This window comes from Klebsiella sp. JB_Kp004 (genome assembly GCF_040065795.1).
Lineage (GTDB): Bacteria > Pseudomonadota > Gammaproteobacteria > Enterobacterales > Enterobacteriaceae > Klebsiella > Klebsiella quasipneumoniae.
Genome location: NZ_JBEAKW010000051.1, coordinates 26,758 through 46,499, shown reverse-complemented (window position 1 = coordinate 46,499; position 19,742 = coordinate 26,758). Strand labels below are relative to the sequence as shown.

At 61.1% G+C, this 19,742-nt stretch carries 14 protein-coding genes; 7 read left to right on the top strand and 7 right to left on the bottom strand.

The window, feature by feature from the left end; all coding sequences use genetic code 11:
• Positions 1-75: 75 nt before the first annotated feature.
• The 5 genes from fhuB to mrcB all read right to left on the bottom strand — a co-directional run bounded on the left by fhuB (position 76) and on the right by mrcB (position 8,785).
• Positions 76-2,058: a Fe(3+)-hydroxamate ABC transporter permease FhuB gene (fhuB, locus tag ABLX76_RS24045; RefSeq protein ID WP_023292036.1), complete on the bottom strand. Its 1,983-nt coding sequence runs from the start codon at positions 2,056-2,058 to the stop codon at positions 76-78.
• Positions 2,055-2,945 carry a Fe(3+)-hydroxamate ABC transporter substrate-binding protein FhuD gene (gene fhuD, locus ABLX76_RS24040; RefSeq protein ID WP_032452786.1) on the bottom strand — a complete coding sequence of 297 codons (891 nt, stop codon included), beginning with the start codon at positions 2,943-2,945 and terminating at the stop codon, positions 2,055-2,057. The genes fhuB and fhuD overlap by 4 nt, the downstream gene beginning before the upstream one ends.
• Positions 2,945-3,742, bottom strand: coding sequence for a Fe3+-hydroxamate ABC transporter ATP-binding protein FhuC (gene fhuC, locus ABLX76_RS24035; RefSeq protein ID WP_032452785.1), 798 nt, complete (start codon positions 3,740-3,742; stop codon positions 2,945-2,947). Before fhuC ends, fhuD begins: the two co-directional genes overlap by 1 nt.
• A gap of 45 nt (positions 3,743-3,787) precedes the next feature.
• Entirely contained in the window at positions 3,788-5,995 is a 2,208-nt protein-coding gene (gene fhuA / locus ABLX76_RS24030; protein WP_032452784.1) for a ferrichrome porin FhuA, read from the bottom strand.
• 234 nt (positions 5,996-6,229) lie between these two features.
• Complete coding sequence (gene mrcB, locus ABLX76_RS24025; RefSeq protein WP_032455574.1) at positions 6,230-8,785, bottom strand: bifunctional glycosyl transferase/transpeptidase; 2,556 nt, start codon at positions 8,783-8,785, stop codon at positions 6,230-6,232.
• Between the two features lie 378 nt (positions 8,786-9,163).
• On the opposite strand from mrcB, the gene ABLX76_RS24020 reads away from it, so the two are divergent.
• Positions 9,164-9,310, top strand: coding sequence for a hypothetical protein (locus ABLX76_RS24020; protein ID WP_044521095.1), 147 nt, complete (start codon positions 9,164-9,166; stop codon positions 9,308-9,310).
• A 62-nt stretch (positions 9,311-9,372) separates the two neighbouring features.
• Positions 9,373-9,747 (top strand): type II secretion system pilot lipoprotein GspS, encoded by a 375-nt coding sequence (gene gspS, locus ABLX76_RS24015; protein ID WP_023292031.1) that lies wholly within the window; start codon positions 9,373-9,375, stop codon positions 9,745-9,747.
• A 39-nt stretch (positions 9,748-9,786) separates the two neighbouring features.
• Here the strand turns inward: gspS and gspB are convergent, their stop codons facing one another.
• A complete protein-coding gene (gene gspB / locus ABLX76_RS24010) occupies positions 9,787-10,344 on the bottom strand; it encodes a type II secretion system assembly factor GspB (protein WP_348875384.1) in 558 nt (185 codons plus the stop codon).
• A gap of 255 nt (positions 10,345-10,599) precedes the next feature.
• Entirely contained in the window at positions 10,600-13,890 is a 3,291-nt protein-coding gene (pulA, locus tag ABLX76_RS24005) for a pullulanase-type alpha-1,6-glucosidase (protein ID WP_348875383.1), read from the bottom strand.
• Between the two features lie 184 nt (positions 13,891-14,074).
• Here pulA and ABLX76_RS24000 point away from each other — a divergent pair, with 184 nt between their 5' ends.
• From ABLX76_RS24000 to gspF, 5 genes are read left to right on the top strand one after another with little or no spacing between them, the layout of a single operon-like run.
• Positions 14,075-14,212, top strand: coding sequence for a hypothetical protein (locus ABLX76_RS24000; RefSeq protein WP_168380065.1), 138 nt, complete (start codon positions 14,075-14,077; stop codon positions 14,210-14,212).
• Positions 14,197-15,039, top strand: coding sequence for a type II secretion system protein GspC (gspC, locus tag ABLX76_RS23995; protein ID WP_087776519.1), 843 nt, complete (start codon positions 14,197-14,199; stop codon positions 15,037-15,039). Before ABLX76_RS24000 ends, gspC begins: the two co-directional genes overlap by 16 nt.
• A 9-nt stretch (positions 15,040-15,048) precedes the next feature.
• Positions 15,049-17,022, top strand: coding sequence for a GspD family T2SS secretin variant PulD (gene pulD, locus ABLX76_RS23990; RefSeq protein ID WP_023292027.1), 1,974 nt, complete (start codon positions 15,049-15,051; stop codon positions 17,020-17,022).
• A complete protein-coding gene (gene gspE / locus ABLX76_RS23985) occupies positions 17,019-18,512 on the top strand; it encodes a type II secretion system ATPase GspE (protein WP_348875382.1) in 1,494 nt (497 codons plus the stop codon). The genes pulD and gspE overlap by 4 nt, the downstream gene beginning before the upstream one ends.
• 1 nt (position 18,513) lies before the next feature.
• On the top strand, positions 18,514-19,728 hold the full coding sequence (gspF, locus tag ABLX76_RS23980; protein WP_241516164.1) for a type II secretion system inner membrane protein GspF: 1,215 nt from the start codon (positions 18,514-18,516) through the stop codon (positions 19,726-19,728).
• Positions 19,729-19,742 lie beyond the last annotated feature (14 nt).

Here is a 19,742-nt window from a genome sequence, read left to right as displayed (position 1 = left end):
AAAACGGCACCGTCCGGTAGCCCGGATAAGGCGCAATGCGTCGCTATCCGGGTGCTTTCGCGCAAACGCCACGCGTTAGCGGCTCTGCTTCCTCAGCAAATAGATAAAGTACGGCGCGCCGATAAAGGTCGACAGCAGCCCCGCCGGGATCTGGTACGGGAACATGATCATCCGTCCGCACCAGTCGGCGAAGACCAGCAGCAGCCCGCCAGTCAGTCCGGAGATCACCATATGCGGCAGCGTTCGCCGGAAGCCCATCATGCGCGCAATATGCGGCGCCATCAGCCCGACGAAGCTCAGCGGGCCGATGGTCAGCGTCGCCGCCGCCGTCAGGCAGGCCGCCAGCAGCAGCAGAACAATCCGCGATGACGTCAGCGCCATGCCCACCGCCCGCGCCGCCTCCCCGCCCAGCGGCAGGATGGTTAACCAGCGGCGACAGAGCGGCGCCAGCGCCAGCAGGACCAGCATCACCGCGCCGCTGCGTACCACCCTCTCCGGCGTCGCGCTGTAGGTCGACCCCGAGATCCACGTCAGGATCTGCGCCATGCGCGGATCGCCGCTGGCCTGCAGCATCATCAGCAGCATGGTGAAGGCGGTACTGAGCGCCATCCCCGCCAGCAGCATCCGATGCGGCGAGAAACCGCCCCGCCCGGCGGCCAGCATAATGATCAGCAAAGTGGCCGCCGCGCCAAGGCTCCCGGCCGGCAGCAGCCAGCCAAAGGCGTCGCCAGGCACGAAGAACAGCATCAGCACCACGCCAAAGGCGGCGCCGGAGCTGATGCCCAGCACTTCCGGGCTGGCCATCGGGTTGCCGGTCAGGCGCTGGATAATACAGCCGGCGACCGCCAGCATCACCCCGGCGAACAGCGCCGACAGCACTCGCGGCCAGCGCCAGGGCAGCAGTTGCTCCAGCAGATCGCCGTGAGCCCACAGCCAACCGTGGGCATCGCGACCAAAGGCCAGCGCTACGCTCATCGCCAGCAGCAGCAACGCGACGCCCCCGAGAACAAACCATTGCACGTGATAGCGTTCAGGCTGCACATTATCGCCGCCGTTCATCACCGGGGCGCTGATGCTGCGCAGCCGCGGCAGCAGCCACAGCAGCAGCGGCGCGCCAATCAGGGCGGTGACCGAGCCGGTGGAGACTTCCCGCCATACCCGGCTCAGCCAGAGGATCACCTGATCGGAAAGCCACAGGAGCAGCGCGCCGATCAGCGCCGCCAGCAGCAGCCGGGCAAGCAGTCGACGGGCGCCGAGCATTTTCGCCAGCAGCGGCGCGAACAGGCCGATAAAGCCGATAATCCCGACCGCATTGACCAGCAGCGCGCTCATCACGATCGCCAGCGTCAGGGCGCCGAGGCGCGCCAGAGACAGCGCCAGCCCCAGGTTGCGCGCCACCCCGTCATCGAGCCCCATCAGAGTCAGCGGACGCAGCAGCAGCAGGGTGAGTATCGCCCCGCCCAGCAGCTGCGGCCACAGGCGCTGCGCCACGCTCCAGTCGGTTTGCGTCAGCGTCCCGGTGCTCCACAGGAACATGCTCTGCAGCTGGTCGTGATGGAAAATCACCATCAGCTGGTTAAGCGCCCCGCAGTAGAGGCTGACCACCAGGCCCGCCAGGATCAGCGTTACCGGCGACAGACGCTTGCCCCAGGAGACGCCAAACACCAGCGCACCCACCAGACAGGCCCCGGCCAGCGCGGCAAACTGCGACGCCAGCACGCCAGGGATGGCCCACAGCGTGGTGACCGTTATCCCCAGCTGCGCGCCGGTGGCGACGCCAAGGGTGGTCGGCTCCGCCAGCGGATTGCGCAGCACCTGCTGGAACAGTACGCCGACCAGTCCCAGCCCGGCCCCCACCAGCAGTGAAACGGCCACCCGCGGCAGCAGGCTGTAATGAAACAGCATCTGGGCAATCTGATCGCTATCCGGCTGCCGCAGCGCCTGCCGCCATTGCGCATAGGGCAAGGCGACATTGAGATTGACGATACTCAACGCGAAGGCGGCGACCAGCAGCGCGGCCAGCAGGATACTGGCTAACGGTGAAATACGCGTATTCATGCCGGACTCCCCTGGGCCTCGGCCAGCACGCGGGCAAAATGCATCGCCGACAGCGTCGCGCCATAGAACCACACCGCCGGAACGCGCTGGAAGCGCCCCGCGCGCACGAACGGCATCGCCTGCCACAGCGGGGTCGCCAGCAGCTGGGTCATCTCCCGCTCGTTACCATGATCAAAACAGATCACATCGGCCTCGTTAAACGCCGCCAGCCGGTCGATGCCAACGCTAACGCTGCCCCAGAACGCCGCTTCGCCGCGCCAGGCGTTTTTAATACCAAAGCGGTCAAGCACCTCCTGGAACAGGCAGTTTTCGCCAAACACCAGAACGTGGCGCGGATCGAGCAGGGAGATCATCAGCAGCGGACGGTCGCCGCGTCCGGCAAAGCGCGGCTTCAGGCTCGCCATCAGCGCCTCAAACTCCGCCAGGTGGCGCTGAGCCTGCTGCGGTTTGCCCAGCAGGTCAGCCATCTCCAGCAGCGAGCGCTGAGCCATCGCCAGCGGGCGTTTGCCGTCGCTAAAGGTGAATCCGCGACCGGGGGCGATACGCGCCAGCTTCTCCGGCGACGGGCCGTAGCCTGCTGACCAGACGATAAACGACGGTTTCATCTGCGTCAGCAGCTCAAGATTGGGTTCAGTGCGCAAACCGACATCGATCACCGAGTCGGGCAGCGCGGGCTCGTTTACCCACAGGCGATAGTTAGGGATATCGGCCACGCCGTAAGGCGTGACGCCCAGCGCCAGCAGCAGCTCCGCCGGCAGCCACTCCAGGGCGACCACACGCTGCGGGTCAACGTTCGCCGCCTGCGCGCCGCGCATCTGCCACAGCAGCGGCGAGAGCGCCATCGCGGTCAGCAGGCGACGTCGGGTTATCTGAGTCGGGGTCATCATTAATAGACAAAGCTTACCGGCGCCGCGCCGGCCGGGTGCGGCAGGATCCCCATCGGGATGCCGTAGATTTGTTCCAGGGTATCGCTGCGCATCAGTTCCGCCGGCGTCCCCTGGGCGATCATTTCCCCGCCGCGCAGGGCCACCAGATAGTCGCAGTAGCGGGCCGCCATATTAACGTCGTGCAGGACGGCGATCACCGTCAGGCCGCGCTGCTGGCTGAGACGATGCACCAGCGCGAGGACATCAACCTGATGGGCGATATCCAGCGCCGAGGTGGGTTCATCGAGCAGCAGACAGCGGCTATCCTGCGCCACCAGCATGGCGATCCACGCCCGCTGACGTTCGCCGCCGGAGAGGCTGTCCACTAGACGATGGGCGAGCGGCTTCAGCCCTACCAGCGCAATCGCCTCTTCCACTTTCTCGCGGTCCGCCGCGCCAAAGCGACCCAGCGCGCCGTGCCACGGATAGCGGCCGATCGCCACCAGCTCGCGCACCGTCATACCTTCGGCCGGCGGCAGCTGCTGCGGCAGATAGGCCACTTTGCGGGCAAAGGCTTTGCTGCCCCAGCTCTCCAGCGGCTGGCCGTCCAGCAGCACATCGCCTGCAGAAGGCGGCTGATGGCGGCCAAGCATTTTCAGTAACGTCGACTTGCCGGAGCCATTATGGCCGATCAGGCCTGTGACTTTTCCGGCCGGGAAGGTGAGCGAGAGCGGATGGAGCAACGTGCGGCCAGGCACACGGAAAGTGACGCGATCCAGCGCAAAGGTGGTTTCTGCGTGCGGAGTCTGTTCCTGCATAGCGATAACCTGATAAAGGGCGCGGCGAACCGCGCCCGTAGGTGGTTAGAAACGGAAGGTGGCGGTGGCGACGACCTGACGTCCGGCCCCCCAGTAGCAGGCGTATTCGCTGTAGCAACTGGAGACATATTCGCGGTCGAACAGGTTGTTGACGTTGACGCCGACCGACGAGCCCGGCAGGCCAAAGCGCGCCAGATCGTATTTCACCGTCGCATCCATCAGCGCATAACCGGCCACACTAAAGGCATCATTTTTCTTACCGGTGCTGGTGTCATTTTTGTAGTAGCTGACCGTTGAACCGATATAGCGCGCCCCGGCCCCAATCGTCAGACCGCTCAGCGCGGTTTCGTGGAAGGTATAATCCGCCCACAGGGAGGCCATGTTACGCGGCACTTCCGCCGGACGTTTGCCGTTGAACACCGTATCGTGAGTGTACTCCGCATCGGTGTAGCTGTAGGCTGCGGTGACGTTAATATTGGCGTTCACCGCCGCCTTCGCCTCCAGCTCAAGGCCGCGGGAGCGGATTTCGCCGGTCTGGATGCTGAACGCCTGGTTAGCCGGATCCGCCGTCAGGTTCTTGTCTTTGGTCAGCTGATAGACCGCCGCGGTGACCACCACCGGCATATCTTTCGGCACATATTTCACGCCGGCTTCATACTGCTTACCGCGCGACGGATCGAACGGCTTACCGCTGCTGCTGGCGCCCGATACCGGTTCAAACGATTCGCTGTAGCTGAAGTACGGAGAGATACCGTTATCGAACAGGTAGTTGATGCCGCCGCGCCAGCTGAACTGCTGGTCGTGGTTCTCCGCCAGGCTGTTGGTGGCGCGGGTTAACGTTGAGGTCGTGGCGTAATCGTAACGGCCGCCCAGGGTCATCACCCATTTATCCCACTCCATCTGATCCTGCGCGTACAGGCCAGTCTGCTCCATCCGGTTGAGCACCGCGTACGGGAAGGTGACCTGAATATTCGGGTTACCGTACTGCGGATTGTTCATGCTGATGGGATCCGCCGTCCCGTAGTCGGCATCCACATCGTTACGCATCCGCGAGTAGTCCACGCCGGTCAGCAGGGTATGGCTAACCGCGCCGGTGGCGAAATCAGACTGCAGCTGAGTATCGACGGTGAAGGTGTTCAGGTGCTCGTCGGAGCGCACATAGGCGCGATTCATGTAGCCCGGCGCGACATAGCCGTTGCCGTACACCGAACGATAGAGCGTATGCACATCGGCATAGCGCAGGTTCTGCCGCACGGTAAAGGTGTCATCGAACTGATGGGAGAAGCTGTAGCCCACCATCTTCTGGCGGCGGGAGATTTTATTATCCGCCTCGCCTTCGTTGAAATCGGTCGGCAGCTTATGCGCCTTACCGTTGGCGTCGTAATACGGCACCACGGTGCCTTCGCGCGGCAGCCAGCCGTAGTAGCCCGCATCCGGATCATTCTGGAAGTTGCTCAGGAAGGTGAAGTCGGTTTTATCATCCGGACGCCAGCTAAAGGAGGGCGCCACCGCGTAGCGGGTCGATTTCGCCATCTGCTGCTGGGCATCCTGGCTGCGGCCCAGGCCGGTCAGGCGGTAGGACCAGACGCCGGCATCATCAATGGCGTCGCTGAAGTCAAACCCGGTCTGCCACAGATTGTCGGTGCCCATCTTAAACTGCACTTCTTTCAGCGGCTCGGTGGTCGGGCGTTTGCTGACCATGCTGACGATACCACCCGGGTTGCTGTTGCCGTACAGCACCGAGGTTGGCCCGCGCATCACTTCCACGCGCTCCAGGAAGTAAGGATCCATGGAGACTTCAGAGTAGTTATTCCCCTGCAGCTTCATGCCGTCCAGATACTGGTTGGTGTTGACGGTCGTCGAGGTGGTGAAGCCGCGAATGGTGACCACGTCATAGGTGGTCGAACTGCCGCGGGTGGAGAAGACGCTTGGCGTATAGGAGAGCGCCTCTTTTACCGTCGTCGGCTGACGCATCTCCATCTCCTGGCGCGTCACCACCGACACAGACTGCGGCGTTTTTTCTATCGGGGTATCGGTTTTCGTCGCCGTGGCGGAGCGTTTCGCCGCGATGGTCGGCGCCGGTCCCCAGGCGCTTTCCTGGGCGGCCGGGGCGGCAACGACGGTGATGGTTTCTTCTTGCTTCGGTTGTTCTGCTGCCTGTGCGTAGACAGACATGCCGCTAACCGCCGTGGCTACTACAGCTGCGACTTTACGCAGCGAGTGGTTTGGCTGAGCAGTTTTTGGACGCGCCATGGGTATATCTCTGATGAAAGTGAATGATAACGTAAACGAGAATTATTATTATGACGGGCGATATAATAGGCGAAACGTTGAAGGCAAGGCAAGCGATATGCCTGTCGCTGCGGGTTGAAGGCTGAATTAATAACCAGATAGTTATTATGGAGTTAAAGAGCCGTTAACTTTTTTACAGGCATAAAAAAACCCCTTAATACTTTCGTCTTAAGGGGTCTGGTCTTAGGGCTTAAATCAGTTACTGCCGAACATATCCTTGATCCAGCCCGCGACGCCGTCGCTCTTCTCCTGCTGCTTCGGCGGCTGCTGTTGCTGCTGCTGTTGCTGCTGAGGCTGCTGCTGCCCGGACTGATTGAACGGGTTGTTCGCTTCCTGCTGCTGCAACTGCTGCTGCTGCATCATCTCGCCCTGGCGGCACAGCGCATCCGGCTGCGTCGTCCACACCGGCAGCGAACGCATACCGCCGCTGCAGACGAAGTTGCCGTTGCTGTCCACGCCCATGTCGACCACGTCTTCAGGCGCCGTCAGCACCAGCGGCGTTGGCGTCTGGTTCGCCAGATAACGCTGGTAAATCGACATCGCACCGCTGGCGCCGTACAGTTTGGTTGGCTGGTTATTATCGCGACCCACCCAGGTGATGGTCACCTGGCTACCGTCGATCCCGGCAAACCAGGTATCGACGTTATTGTTGGTGGTCCCGGTTTTCCCCGCCAGATGGAGGCCCGGATACTTCGCGCCCAGCTGACGCCCCGTCCCGCGCTGCACCACCTGCTGCATGGTCCACAGCGTCATGTAGGCCGCCTGGGCAGGCACCGCGCGCTCCGCCTGCGGGTAGCTCTGATACAGCACCGTGCCATCTTCCGCAATCACTGACCGCAGGGCGGAGAGTGGCGCACGGTTGCCGCCGCTGGCGATGGTCTGGAAGGCCTGGGCCACTTCAATTGGCGTCAGGTTCAGCGCGCCAAGCAGCATCGCCGGCACGGCGTTGAGCTGATTCTTCGGCGCCCCCAGTTTGGTCCAGGTATCGACCACCGCCGGCAAGCCCAGCGCCATCCCGAGGTTAACCGTCGGCACGTTCATCGAACGGGTCAGGGCATCCACCAGCATCACCTGGCCGCTGAAGCGACGATCGTCGTTCTGCGGCGACCAGGTCTGGCCGTTGGACAGGCGAATGGTCACTGGCGCATCGGCGATCCACGTATTCAGGCGATACTGGTTCGGCTGGCTCAGCGCGGTCAGATAGGTCGCCGGCTTGGCCAGAGAACCAATCGACCGGCGGGCCTGCATCGCACGGTTGTAGCCGGCGAACTGCGGCTCCGCGCCGCCGACCATCGCCCGCACTTCACCGGTAAAGCGGTCCACCACCACCATGGCGGTTTCCAGATCTGCCAGCTTGCGCTGTTTCTTCAGTACCGGGATCCCTTCGGTGGCCGCTTTTTCCGCGGCATCCTGCGCCACCGAGTCGAAGGTCGTAAAGATCTTCACGCCGGAGAGATCTTTCACTTTATCGCCCAGCTTCGCCTGCAGCTCCTGACGCACCATCTGCATAAACGCCGGCTGTGGTGAAATCACCCCGCCACGCGGCTGCACACCCAGCGGACGCGCGCTCAGCATGTCGTACAGCTCCTGGTCGATGACCTGCTGCTGCTGCAGCAGGCGCAGCACCAGATTGCGTCGCTCAAGGGCCAGTTTCGGGTTGCGCCACGGGTTATAGACTGACGCCCCTTTCACCATCCCCACCAGCAGCGCCTGCTGGTCGAGGCTCAGCTCTTCCACCGGACGGCCAAAGTAGTACAGGCTGGCCAGCGGGAAGCCGCGAATTTCGTTATCGCCGCTCTGACCGAGGTACACCTCGTTCATATACAGCTCAAGGATGCGATCCTTGCTGTAGCGGGCGTCGACGATCAGCGCCATGTACGCTTCGTTGGCTTTACGCCAGTAGGAGCGTTCGCTGGAGAGGAACAGGTTTTTCACCAGCTGCTGGGTCAGGGTACTTGCCCCCTGCACCGTCCGGCCTGCCGTCAGGTTCGCCAGCACCGCACGGCCGATGGAATAGAGGCTGATACCATCGTGCTCGTAGAAGTGGCGGTCTTCGGTCGCCAGCAGCGTATCCACCAGCAGGTCGGGGAAGCCGCTGCGCTTCACGAACAGACGCTGCTCGCCGTTCGGCGACTGCAGCATGGTGATAAGCCGCGGATCGAGGCGGAAGAAACCGAACTGGCGGTTGTTATCCATATTCTCGATGGTTTCCAGATGGTCGCCGTCGAAGGTCAGACGCGCGCGCACCTGCCCTTCTTTACTGTCCGGGAAATCGAACGGACGGCGGATCATCTCGATGCTGTTGGCCTGCACCGTATATTCGCCAGGACGCGTCATCGCGCTGACCTGACGATACTGGGTGGCGTTCAGCAGACGCACCATCTCGTTTTTGCTGATCTGCATGTCCGGCTCAAGGTTCACCATTCGGCCATAGACCGCGGCCGGCAGCTCCCAGACTTTACCGTCAATGCGGCTGCGGATTTTCTGGTCGAGGTAGACGCCATAGGCGGCAATCAGCACCGCGAAGACAATCCCCAGCTTGACCAGCAGCCACAGCCAGCTGCGCTTACGACGAGGCTTGCCACCTTTGCCTTTGGCTTTTCTCGGCACCGGTTTCTCATCCTCATAATCATCGTCATCATACTCGTCGTCGTAGTCCTCTTCCCGGACCCGGCGACGGGTGACTTTCTGTTTTGTCGGACGTGAGGGTCTTCCCTTACGTCCGATAGGCTCGCGGTCATCTCCCGCCATGCTTTTTCTCCGCAACGTTCAGGCGCAAAGGCCTGATTCTCAATACTTCCCCTGTTCAGAGGAAGAAGAAATCTCTCAAATTAACGTCCTGGCTGCTTACCCTCGGGACGACAACCTGCTGGCGGGCAGAACGCGCCGCCCATCTTTCAAAGGGTTGGTTTGCTTCGTTTCACATGATACTAACAATAAAAATTCACCATAAAATCATTGTGTTAAACGCATCACTGGCAGAATGAGTCAGAACATAGCACGTAATGTTCAGGGCATACAGGATAGCACTAAAATGCGACATTCTTAACCAGCATTTTACCTCGTACTCACGTAACAAGATGGGAAAGAGTATGTTTTTTAATAACATAAAAAATGACGCTCGCCCTGATGCCAAATGCGGCGGCATCATCTGCCGCAGAAAATATATTTTCCGGCCGCCAATGTTTATTATTGAAAGAAGTAAAGGGGATTAATCGAGTTTCTGCCAATAAAAATGAGAGCCTGTTAACATTTATGCAGAATCATATTTTATGATGACACCAGGGAAATATTTGTTAAACTAGCGGCCAGTGATTCATTATTTTGATTACTCTACTATGCGCATTCCGCTTATATTTCCGCTTTGCGTGGTGGCCGTGCTCTCTGGCTGCCAACAGAAACCCGCCTCAACGCTCAGTCCGGCCATCAGTAGCCAGGCGCAGCTCGAGCAGCTCTCGTCCGTGGCGGCAGGAACGCGCTATCTCAAGAATAAATGTAATCGTAGCGATCTGCCCGCCGATGAAGCTATTTATCGCGCGGCGGTGAATGTCGGCAAAGCGCGCGGCTGGGGAAATATTGATCCGGCAACGTTAAGCCAAAATAGCGACCGGCTTTACCAACAGCTTTTACAGGACAGCACCCCGGAAGCCGCGCAGTGCAGTCAATTTAATCGCCAGCTTGCACCCTTTATTGCCAGCCTGCGCGGCGACTAAGCAAAATATCTTCAACGCGCATTTTATTGCGCGTGCCCCTTATTCGCCTTTCGGCTCCTCGTCAATTTTCCCCCCGGGCCAGTCCTCGAGCGCCGCGAGGGTAAAGGTCGTGCCGTTGAAGCTAAAGATCGTCACATCCTGCTGGATCTGCTCCACCACCAGATTGGGCAGCGGGGAGTCGCCCTCCGTCCACGCTTTGCCATTTAACACAATGCTGCGCTTTTCCGCTAACGAGGCGTAGACATGCGCGCTATAGCGCAGAGGCGGCAGCGTATCGCTGTCCACCACCGGCGCGGCGGGCGCGCTGGGTTTTATCGCCGGCGGCGGCGTCTTTGGCGCGGCCTCTCCGGCAGCGGTTAACGGCAGAAGCGCCGCATGCGCCACCGGCAAGGGCAGCGGTTGCGGCGGTGCCGGATGACGCCACTGCTCGCCGCCAAACCAGCCGAGCGCGAATAATAATCCGGCGTACAGCGGGATAATCCAGCCTGGGATCTGCACCATCCGGCCGCGGATCACCGGCGCGTCCGCCTGCGCGGAAGGCGGCTGATGCGCCACCAACGGGGGGATCCCTCTTTCACTGTCATCACGAACAATCACCACGATCTCCTGTTCCCTCACGATAACGAGAAGGCGCCCTTACGGGCGCCCCAAACGGCTGACAAAGCGCAATCTTCAGGGATTGCCCGGCGGCGCTGCGCTTGCGCGGGCCTACAGCTAACTGCATAACGGTTTGATATTGCAGTCCTTCACAGGCCGGGTAAGGCGAAAGCCGCCACCCGGCAGAAAGGCGGCACAGTATCAAACCAGGTTTGTCATCAGCCAGAGGCGCCCTTACGGGCGCCCCACGTCACGTTATTTACTGCTCACCGGCAGGCCGGCGCCCTGCGATTCGCCCTGCGGCAATTCGAGAACAGCAACCGACCAGGCCGGCAGCGTGACCGAGCCGTCAGCGGCAATCTGCACGCCGCTGGCCAGCGAACGGTCGCCCGCCGCCTGCTGGATGGCGCTCAGCTGGAGCGATGTGCCGGCGAAATCCTGCAGCGTCCGGCTTTCCGGGGCGGCGTTAATCGCCACCACGATACCGTCGACGCGGCTGTCCAGACTGGCGCCAGCCTGCATCCCGTCATCGATGGTCATCACCAGCAGACCGGTCTGCTGATCGGCGCCGGTATTGCGGAAGTCCACACGCTGCATCACCGTCGCGCCGTCGCCGAGGGTAAACAGCGGAGATGACTTACGCAGCGCGGTCAGCTCCTGATAAAACGCGGTCATCTGCTTGAGCTCGGCTTCACCCGGGGTGGCCACCCAGTCCTTCACGCGGGCGATGATGTCATAGTTGCTGCCATCATCGCTGCTGCGCGGCATACCAACGTTGTAGTTGTTGTCCTGCAGGGAGTAATCCACGCGGTTAAACCAGTCGCCGGAATCATACGAGTCGCGGGTAAAGGATTTGGAGCGCAGCAGCTCCGAGCCCTGCTGGTCAAAGGCGATCCCCTGGCCGAGCATGACCGTGGCCAGCGACACCGCCTGCATCCGGACGCGGGTGTCGAGATCCGCCTCCTGAGCAGCTTTGTAGCTGATCATGTCCCACAGCGTCTGGTTGTCGTGTTTTGACACATAGTTCACGACTTCCGTCGGATCAGCCGCGTAGCCGCCAGGCGCGCCGTTATAGTCAATCTCGCTGCCTCTCTTCACCGCGCCATCTTTGTCGATCAGCACGAAGTCCGCAAGGTTACCGGCCATGCCGAGACGGGTCAGATCGGCGAGATGGCGCGCCTGATCGTCGGTCAGGGTGGTCAGCTCATTCGGCAGAACGCCGGCCCCGCTGCCCACGCCCTGGTTCTGGCGCAATGCATCGCCGGAGTCGAACGGCCCGCCGCCGCGCACGGCGTCGCGCAGACGATCGGAGAACGTGCCGATCCCGGTGCCTTTGAGATTGATTTGCGAGGCAATTTCAAAGCGATCGCTCTGGTTGGAATCCCAGCCTTCGCCAAAGAAGTAGATATCCGGGTTCAGCGCTTTAATGCGCTCCCAGGCCGAGAGGATCTGCGCTTTCGGGTGGTAGCCCATCAGGTCGAAGCGGAAGCCATCGATCTTATAATCGGTGGTCCATACCGCCAGTGAATCGGCGATAAGCTTGGCGAACATCCGGTGCTCTGGCGCCGAGTCGGAGCAACAGGTGGCCGATTCCACGCTGCCGGTGGTTTCGTTCAGACGCTGATAGTACCAGGGGACGATCTTATCCAGCACCGAGGTGCGGTCGGTCGGGCCGGCGGCGTTGGTGTGGTTGTACACCACGTCCATAATGACGTTCATTCCCAGATCCTGCTTGATCGCCTGAATCATGGTGCGGAACTCTTTAATGCGCGCCGTGCCTTCCGGGTCGGTGGCGTAGGATCCTTCCGGTACCGTGTAGTGGAACGGATCGTAGCCCCAGTTATAGGAGTCGGTCTGCGCCACCAGCGTATTCAACGCCTGCACCTGCGGGTTATCCTTACTGTCGTTCTGCTTCAGCTGAGTCAGCACCTCTTCAACCGTCGAACCGCTGTCGCAATAGCCCGCGAACTCGCTGCTCTTCACCGCGCTGTTGACCTCGCACAGGCGACTGAACGGCTGCTGAATATCGGCGACTTTGTCGCTGAACTCATTGACCGTCGCCAGATCGAAGACCGGCAGCAGCTCAATATGGGTCACGCCCGAGGCCGACAGCTGCTTCAGATGCTGGACCATATTGCTCTCCTGGGCGGTGAGCGCCAGATACTTACCGCGCAGCTCCGCAGGAACGGTTTGATCCCAGGCGGAGAGATCGCGAATATGCGATTCGTGGATCGTCATCTTCGCCAGGTCAGCTTTGGTTTTCTGCGCGTGCGGCATCGTCAGCCCGTCCCAGCCTTCCGGCTTCAGCGCGCTGTCGTTCAGATCGACCACCTGGCTGTACTCCGAGTTGGTCGACAAACTGTGGGCGTAGGGATCGGTCACTTCGTACTGCTCGACTTTGCGCGACTGCGGGTGGTAGACCGTCATCGCGTAGCGGTAGAACGCGCCTTTCAGGTCGCTCCCTCCCTGCCAGGACCAGGCGCCGGAGGCGCTGTCGCGGGTCATCGGGTGACTGGCAACCACTTTCTTGTCCGCACTGTAGAGCACCAGCTCGACCTGCTGCGCCGTGGGCGCCCAGACGCGGAAGGTCACGCCGCTATCGGTCAGCTGGGCGCCATAGCTCAGCGCCTCGGCGGCGGCGGCATAGGTATCATCCAGCACGCCGGCGGTCTGCACCTGGGTGGCGGAGCTCAGTATCCCGTCGCTTTCGGCGGATATCGCCACCGTCTCGCCCTGCAGCAATTCCTCGACGTTGACGTCATCCGGCAGCTTAAAGGCAGGATAGCTGGCGAGATGCGGGAAGCGCATGCTCACCTGCTGGCTGACGGTGGTCGGGGTCAGCTTGACATACTTATCGGTAAATTCGCTGTTACTGTCGGCGGCCACCTTACTGCTATGGCTGTAATAGAGACGCACAATGGGTTTATTTTCCCCGCCCGGCCACAGCAGAGTGGTCTTATCGACCCAGTGCGCATCGGCCAGCGCCACGCCAAAGGCGGCGCGGAAGGCGTCGGCGCGGGAGTCATAGACCGCGCTGTTGCCGGCGATGACCGATACCGTCCGATCGGTGAAATCACTGAAAGAGACGCGCAGGTCGCTGTCGATAAGCTTATTGGTGCCATCGCGGACGATCACGTTGATACACCCGCTCTCTTTAGTCAGCGGGATCACCCAGTAAGGGCCATATTTGTCGCTGCCGGTCGGCGTGGTGCTGACATCATTCCAGTCCGCCACCGGCGCGCTCAGCGCATCACAGGTTTCGTTATTCCACAGATAGAGGTTTTTGCTGGCATAGTCGGCCGGCGTGCTGCTGGTGATGCCGGCGATATCGACGAGATGAATGACAGCCTGGTTGGCAGAGGCCTGTACCGCTTCGCCAGGGACGGCAACGTCCGGTAAACGGACGACGACATCCTGCGGGTCGGGCGTACCAGGATTACCGGGTTCGCCAGGTGAGCCAGAGGAAGAGGAGGAAGAGCTGTTATCACAGCCACTCAATAATACTAACGATCCAAGAAATAGGGCATGACAGGTATATCTGAGCATTCGATAGTCCCTAATATGCTTATTAAATTATAAAAGGTAAGAAAGGATGAATATCTTTACAGCGCGCTAATTAGATATTTTTGCTTTCTCAGGCGCAATCATCCCCCACAAATGAGAGGGGGGCGTAGGAAGCCGGGGGAGTAAATGAATAAAGGGAATGACGACCGCAAACCGCAAACTGATTATGATTCGCCACGCTTATCGCCACTCTCCGGCAATAATTCATTCAAAAGCCAATAATCACCTACCTGTTTCGGTAGGGTATTACGCCAGCGTGCAGAAAAATAAATTAGCAAAGGAATTAAAATGCCGATTTCTGTGATGGGGTTAACAAATATAAATAAAGGGATAATTAAATTATTACCCCGAATTGTGACGCTCATCATATTAATAACCGCCATTCCGCAGCTGGCGAAATTAACCTGGCGAGTGGTATTCCCTGTCAGTTCTGAGGATATTTCCGCCCTGCCGTTAACTGCGCCTCCGGCAGCGGAACCGGAATTAAAAAACGTGCGGCCCGCGTTTACCCTGTTTGGCCTGGCGACGAAAAATCCCCCCGCGCCAGCGGAGGCCACCAGCCTCGATCAGGTGCCGGTTTCCAGCCTGAAGCTACGCCTGGCCGGGCTGCTCGCCAGCAGCAACCCGGCGCGTTCCATCGCGATTATTGAAAAAGGAAATCAGCAGGTTAGCCTTAGCGTCGGCGATACCACCCCGGGATACAATGCACAGATCGCTGCCATCCTGCCAGACCGGATCATCGTCAACTATCAGGGGCGCCAGGAGGCCATTTTATTATTTAACGATACCCGCGCGTCGTCGTCATCGCCCGCCGCCGCGCCCCGTCCGCCCCTTATGAAGCGACTCCGTGAGCAGCCGCAAAATATCCTCACTTATTTAACGATTTCGCCGGTACTCAGCGGCGACAAACTGCAGGGCTACCGACTTAACCCTGGCAAAGACGCCTCGCTGTTTCGCCAGGCCGGCCTGCAGGCAAATGATTTGGCGATCGCCTTAAATGGCATCGATTTACGCGATCAGGAACAAGCGCAACAGGCGCTGCAGAATCTGGCCGATATGACCGAAATAACGCTAACCGTTGAGCGGGAAGGCCAACGACACGATATTGCTTTCTCCCTGGGGGATGAATAATTGCCAACCATGAAACGCCTGCGAAAAATGCTTCCTGCGCTGCTGATATTAACCCCGCTGCTATTTTCTCCGGCCGCCGCGGAGGAATTTTCCGCCAGTTTTAAAGGCACCGATATCCAGGAATTTATCAATACCGTCAGCAAAAACCTGAATAAAACGGTGATTATCGATCCCAGCGTACGCGGCACTATCACCGTGCGCAGTTACGATATGCTCAATGAAGAGCAATATTATCAATTCTTCCTCAGCGTGCTGGATGTATATGGCTTCGCCGTGATTAATATGAATAACGGCGTGCTGAAGGTGGTCCGCGCCAAAGATGCCAAGACCTCGGCCGTTCCGGTCGCCAGCGAGGCCGCACCGGGCGAAGGCGATGAGGTCGTCACCCGGGTGGTGCCCCTGACCAACGTCGCCGCTCGCGATCTCGCGCCGCTGCTCCGCCAGCTGAACGATAACGCTGGCGCCGGCAGCGTGGTCCATTATGAACCTTCCAACGTCCTGCTGATGACCGGCCGCGCGGCGGTGATCAAACGCCTGCTGACCATTGTCGAACGCGTCGACAACGCCGGGGATCGCAGCGTGGTGACCGTGCCTCTCTCCTGGGCCTCCGCCGCGGAGGTGGTCAAACTGGTTACCGAACTCAATAAAGACACCAGCAAGTCGGCGCTGCCGGGATCGATGGTGGCGAACGTGGTGGCCGATGAGCGCACCAACTCGGTGCTGGTGAGCGGCGAGCCAAACTCGCGCCAGCGCATTATCGCCATGATCAAACAGCTCGACCGCCAGCAGGCGGTGCAGGGCAACACCAAAGTGATCTACCTGAAGTACGCCAAAGCCGCCGATCTGGTGGAGGTCCTGACCGGGATCAGCAGCTCGCTGCAGAACGATAAGCAAAGCGCCAAACCGGTGGCCGCGATCGATAAAAATATTATTATCAAAGCCCACGGCCAGACCAACGCCCTGATCGTCACCGCGGCGCCGGACGTGATGAACGATCTGGAGCGGGTGATCGCCCAGCTGGATATCCGCCGCCCGCAGGTGCTGGTGGAGGCGATTATCGCCGAAGTGCAGGATGCCGACGGACTCAACCTCGGTATCCAGTGGGCCAATAAAAACGCCGGCATGACCCAGTTTACCAACAGCGGATTGCCGATCTCCACCGCGATCGCCGGCGCCAACCAGTACAACAAAGACGGCACCATCAGCAGCTCGCTGGCCAGCGCCCTCGGCTCGTTTAACGGTATCGCCGCCGGCTTCTACCAGGGGAACTGGGCGATGCTGCTCACCGCCCTCTCCAGCAGTACCAAGAACGATATTCTGGCCACCCCCAGCATCGTCACCCTCGACAATATGCAAGCCACCTTCAACGTCGGCCAGGAAGTCCCGGTGTTAACCGGCTCGCAAACCACCTCCGGCGACAACATCTTCAATACCGTCGAGCGCAAAACCGTGGGCATTAAGCTGAAGGTGAAACCGCAGATTAACGAAGGCGATGCCGTGCTGCTGGAGATTGAGCAGGAAGTATCGAGCGTCGCCGATTCGGCCTCCAGCACCAGCAGCGATCTCGGGGCGACCTTTAATACCCGGACGGTAAATAACGCCGTGCTGGTGGGTAGCGGCGAAACGGTGGTGGTTGGCGGGCTGCTGGATAAAAGCGTCACCGATAGCGCCGACAAAGTGCCGCTGCTCGGCGACATCCCGGTGATCGGCGCGCTGTTCCGCTCCGACAGCAAGAAAGTGTCGAAACGCAACCTGATGCTGTTTATCCGCCCGACCATTATTCGCGACCGCGATGAGTACCGCCGGGCCTCCTCCGGCCAGTACACCGCCTTCAACGATGCGCAAACCAAACAGCGGGGCAAAGAGAGCAGCGAAGCATCGCTCAGCAACGATCTGCTGCACATCTATCCGCAGCAGGAGACCCAGGCCTTCCGCCAGGTTAGCGCCGCCATTGACGCCTTTAACCTCGGAGGCCGCCCATGACGCCAGCTGCCGAACGCCGTCCGCTGTTGCCCTTCGCGTGGGCCCGCGCGCACCATCTGGTGCTGCTCAGCGACGGCGAACGCTGCGAAGCGCTGTGCCGCGCTGATACCGCCGCCCGGGCGCTGCTGGAAGCGCGCCGCCTGGCGGACGGGCCGATGAGCGTCAGCCGTCTGGCGCCGGAAGCGTTCGAGAAAGTGCTGGTGCTCAGCTATCAGCGTGACTCGGCGGAAGCGCACCGGATGATGGCCGACATCGGCAATGAGCTTGACCTCTATACCCTCGCCGAAGAGCTGCCGGATACCGACGATCTGCTCGACAGCGAAGACGATGCGCCGATTATCCGTCTGATCAACGCCATGCTCACCGAGGCCATCAAAGAGAAAGCCTCCGATATCCATATCGAAACCTATGAGCGCCATTTGCAAATTCGCTTTCGCGTCGACGGCGTGCTGCGGGAAATTCTGCGCCCGCAGCGGCGGCTGGCCGCGCTGCTCATTTCGCGCATCAAGGTGATGGCGAGCCTGGACATTGCCGAAAAACGGGTGCCCCAGGATGGCCGCATGGCGCTGCGTATCGGCGGGCGGGCGATAGACGTGCGCGTCTCCACCCTGCCCTCCAGCCACGGCGAACGCGTGGTGCTGCGCCTGCTGGACAAAAACAGCGTCAACCTGGATCTGCAGACGCTGGGCATGCCCCCCGCCCTGCTTGACCAGGTCGACGCGCTGATCTCCCGGCCACACGGCATCATTCTGGTCACCGGGCCGACCGGATCCGGGAAAAGCACAACGCTCTACGCCGCCCTCAGCCGCCTCGACGCCCGGGAGCGCAACATCATGACCATTGAAGATCCGGTGGAGTATGAGCTGGAAGGTATCGGCCAGACCCAGGTCAACGCCAAAGTCGAGATGACCTTCGCCCGCGGCCTGCGCGCCATACTGCGCCAGGATCCGGACGTGGTGCTGGTGGGCGAAATCCGCGATGGCGAAACCGCCCAGATCGCCATCCAGGCGTCGCTGACCGGCCACCTGGTGCTGTCGACGCTGCACACCAACAGCGCGCTGGGGGCCGTTTCCCGCCTGCAGGATATGGGGGTGGAGCCCTTTTTACTCTCTACTTCGCTGCTGGCGGTGATGTCGCAGCGGCTGGTGCGTCGGCTGTGCCCGCACTGTCGTCAGCCCTGGCAGGCGGATGCTGACGCCGCCCGGCAGATGGCGGTCCCGGCCGGTACGCCGCTGTGGCAGCCAAAAGGCTGCGCCCGGTGTAATTTCACCGGCTATCGCGGACGCACCGGCATTCACGAGCTGCTGCTCATTGACGACCGCGTCCGCGCCGCCATCCACCGCGGCGAAAATGAGATCACCCTGATCCAGCAGCTGGGGCCAGCCTGGCAGACCCTGCGCCATGCCGGGCGCGATAAAGCGCTGGCGGGGATCACCAGCTGGGAGGAGGTGATGCGGGTCACCGAACAGCAAACGGCGGACAGCGTCTGAGATGGCCCTCTTTCGCTATCAGGCGCTGGACGCGCAGGGCAAAACCCGCCGCGGCGTTCAACAGGCCGACTCCGCCCGCCACGCCCGCCAGCTGCTGCGGGACAAGGGCTGGCTGGCGCTGGAAGTGGCCACCGCCGACCCGGCGAGCCGGCTGTGGCGCGGCGGGCTGATCGCCCGGCGCACCAGCGCCGGTGATTTAGCCCTGCTCACTCGCCAGCTGGCCACCCTGGTCGCCGCCGGCATTCCGCTGGAAAAAGCGCTCGATGCCGTCGCCCAGCAGTGCGAAAAGGCGTCGCTGAGAACGTTAATGGCTGGGGTGCGCAGCAAAGTGCTTGAAGGCCATTCGCTGGCGGAGGCGATGCGCGCCTATCCCGCCTGCTTCGATGGCCTGTTCTGCGCCATGGTGGCGGCCGGCGAAACCTCCGGCCATCTCGACGGCGTGCTGAACCGGCTGGCGGACTATACCGAGCAGCGCCAGCAGCTTCGCGCCCGCCTGCTACAGGCGATGATCTACCCCATCGTGCTGACGCTGGTCGCCATCAGCGTGATCGCCATTCTGCTCTCCACCGTGGTGCCGAAAGTCGTCGAGCAGTTTGTCCACCTAAAACAGGCCCTGCCCTTCTCTACCCGGCTGCTGATGAGCCTGAGCGACATTGTGCGCAGCGCGGGCCCCTGGCTGGTGCTGCTGTCATTCCTGGCGCTGCTGGGGCTGCGCTATCTGCTGCGCCAGCCCGCCCGGCGGCTCGCCTGGGACCGGGCGCTGCTGCGTCTGCCGGTCATCGGCCGCGTGACGCGCAGCGTCAACAGCGCGCGCTACGCCCGCACCTTAAGCATTCTCAACGCCAGCGCGGTGCCGCTGCTGCTGTCGATGCGCATCAGCGCCGGCGTCCTCAGCAATGCCTGGGCGCGCAGCCAGCTGGAGACCGCCAGCGAATCGGTGCGCGAAGGCGTCAGCCTGCATCGCGCGCTGGAGGCCACAGCGCTGTTTCCGCCGATGATGCGCTACATGATCGCCAGCGGCGAGCAGAGCGGTGAGCTGACCGCCATGCTGGAGCGCGCGGCGGAGAACCAGGACCGGGAGCTGAGCGCGCAGATCCAGATGTCCCTCAGCCTGTTTGAACCCCTGCTGGTGGTCACCATGGCCGGCATGGTGCTGTTTATCGTGCTGGCCATCCTGCAGCCGATCCTGCAACTGAATACCCTTATGAGTATGTGACTGTATTAATGGAG

Coding starts and splice junctions, on each gene's coding strand:
- fhuB (WP_023292036.1), bottom strand. CDS start 2,058: ATGAATACGCGTATTTCACCGTTAGCCAGTATCCTGCTGGCCGCGCTG.
- fhuD (WP_032452786.1), bottom strand. CDS start 2,945: ATGATGACCCCGACTCAGATAACCCGACGTCGCCTGCTGACCGCGATG.
- fhuC (WP_032452785.1), bottom strand. CDS start 3,742: ATGCAGGAACAGACTCCGCACGCAGAAACCACCTTTGCGCTGGATCGC.
- fhuA (WP_032452784.1), bottom strand. CDS start 5,995: ATGGCGCGTCCAAAAACTGCTCAGCCAAACCACTCGCTGCGTAAAGTC.
- mrcB (WP_032455574.1), bottom strand. CDS start 8,785: ATGGCGGGAGATGACCGCGAGCCTATCGGACGTAAGGGAAGACCCTCA.
- ABLX76_RS24020 (WP_044521095.1), top strand. CDS start 9,164: ATGCCAAATGCGGCGGCATCATCTGCCGCAGAAAATATATTTTCCGGC.
- gspS (WP_023292031.1), top strand. CDS start 9,373: ATGCGCATTCCGCTTATATTTCCGCTTTGCGTGGTGGCCGTGCTCTCT.
- pulA (WP_348875383.1), bottom strand. CDS start 13,890: ATGCTCAGATATACCTGTCATGCCCTATTTCTTGGATCGTTAGTATTA.
- ABLX76_RS24000 (WP_168380065.1), top strand. CDS start 14,075: ATGATTCGCCACGCTTATCGCCACTCTCCGGCAATAATTCATTCAAAA.
- gspC (WP_087776519.1), top strand. CDS start 14,197: ATGCCGATTTCTGTGATGGGGTTAACAAATATAAATAAAGGGATAATT.
- pulD (WP_023292027.1), top strand. CDS start 15,049: ATGAAACGCCTGCGAAAAATGCTTCCTGCGCTGCTGATATTAACCCCG.
- gspE (WP_348875382.1), top strand. CDS start 17,019: ATGACGCCAGCTGCCGAACGCCGTCCGCTGTTGCCCTTCGCGTGGGCC.
- gspF (WP_241516164.1), top strand. CDS start 18,514: ATGGCCCTCTTTCGCTATCAGGCGCTGGACGCGCAGGGCAAAACCCGC.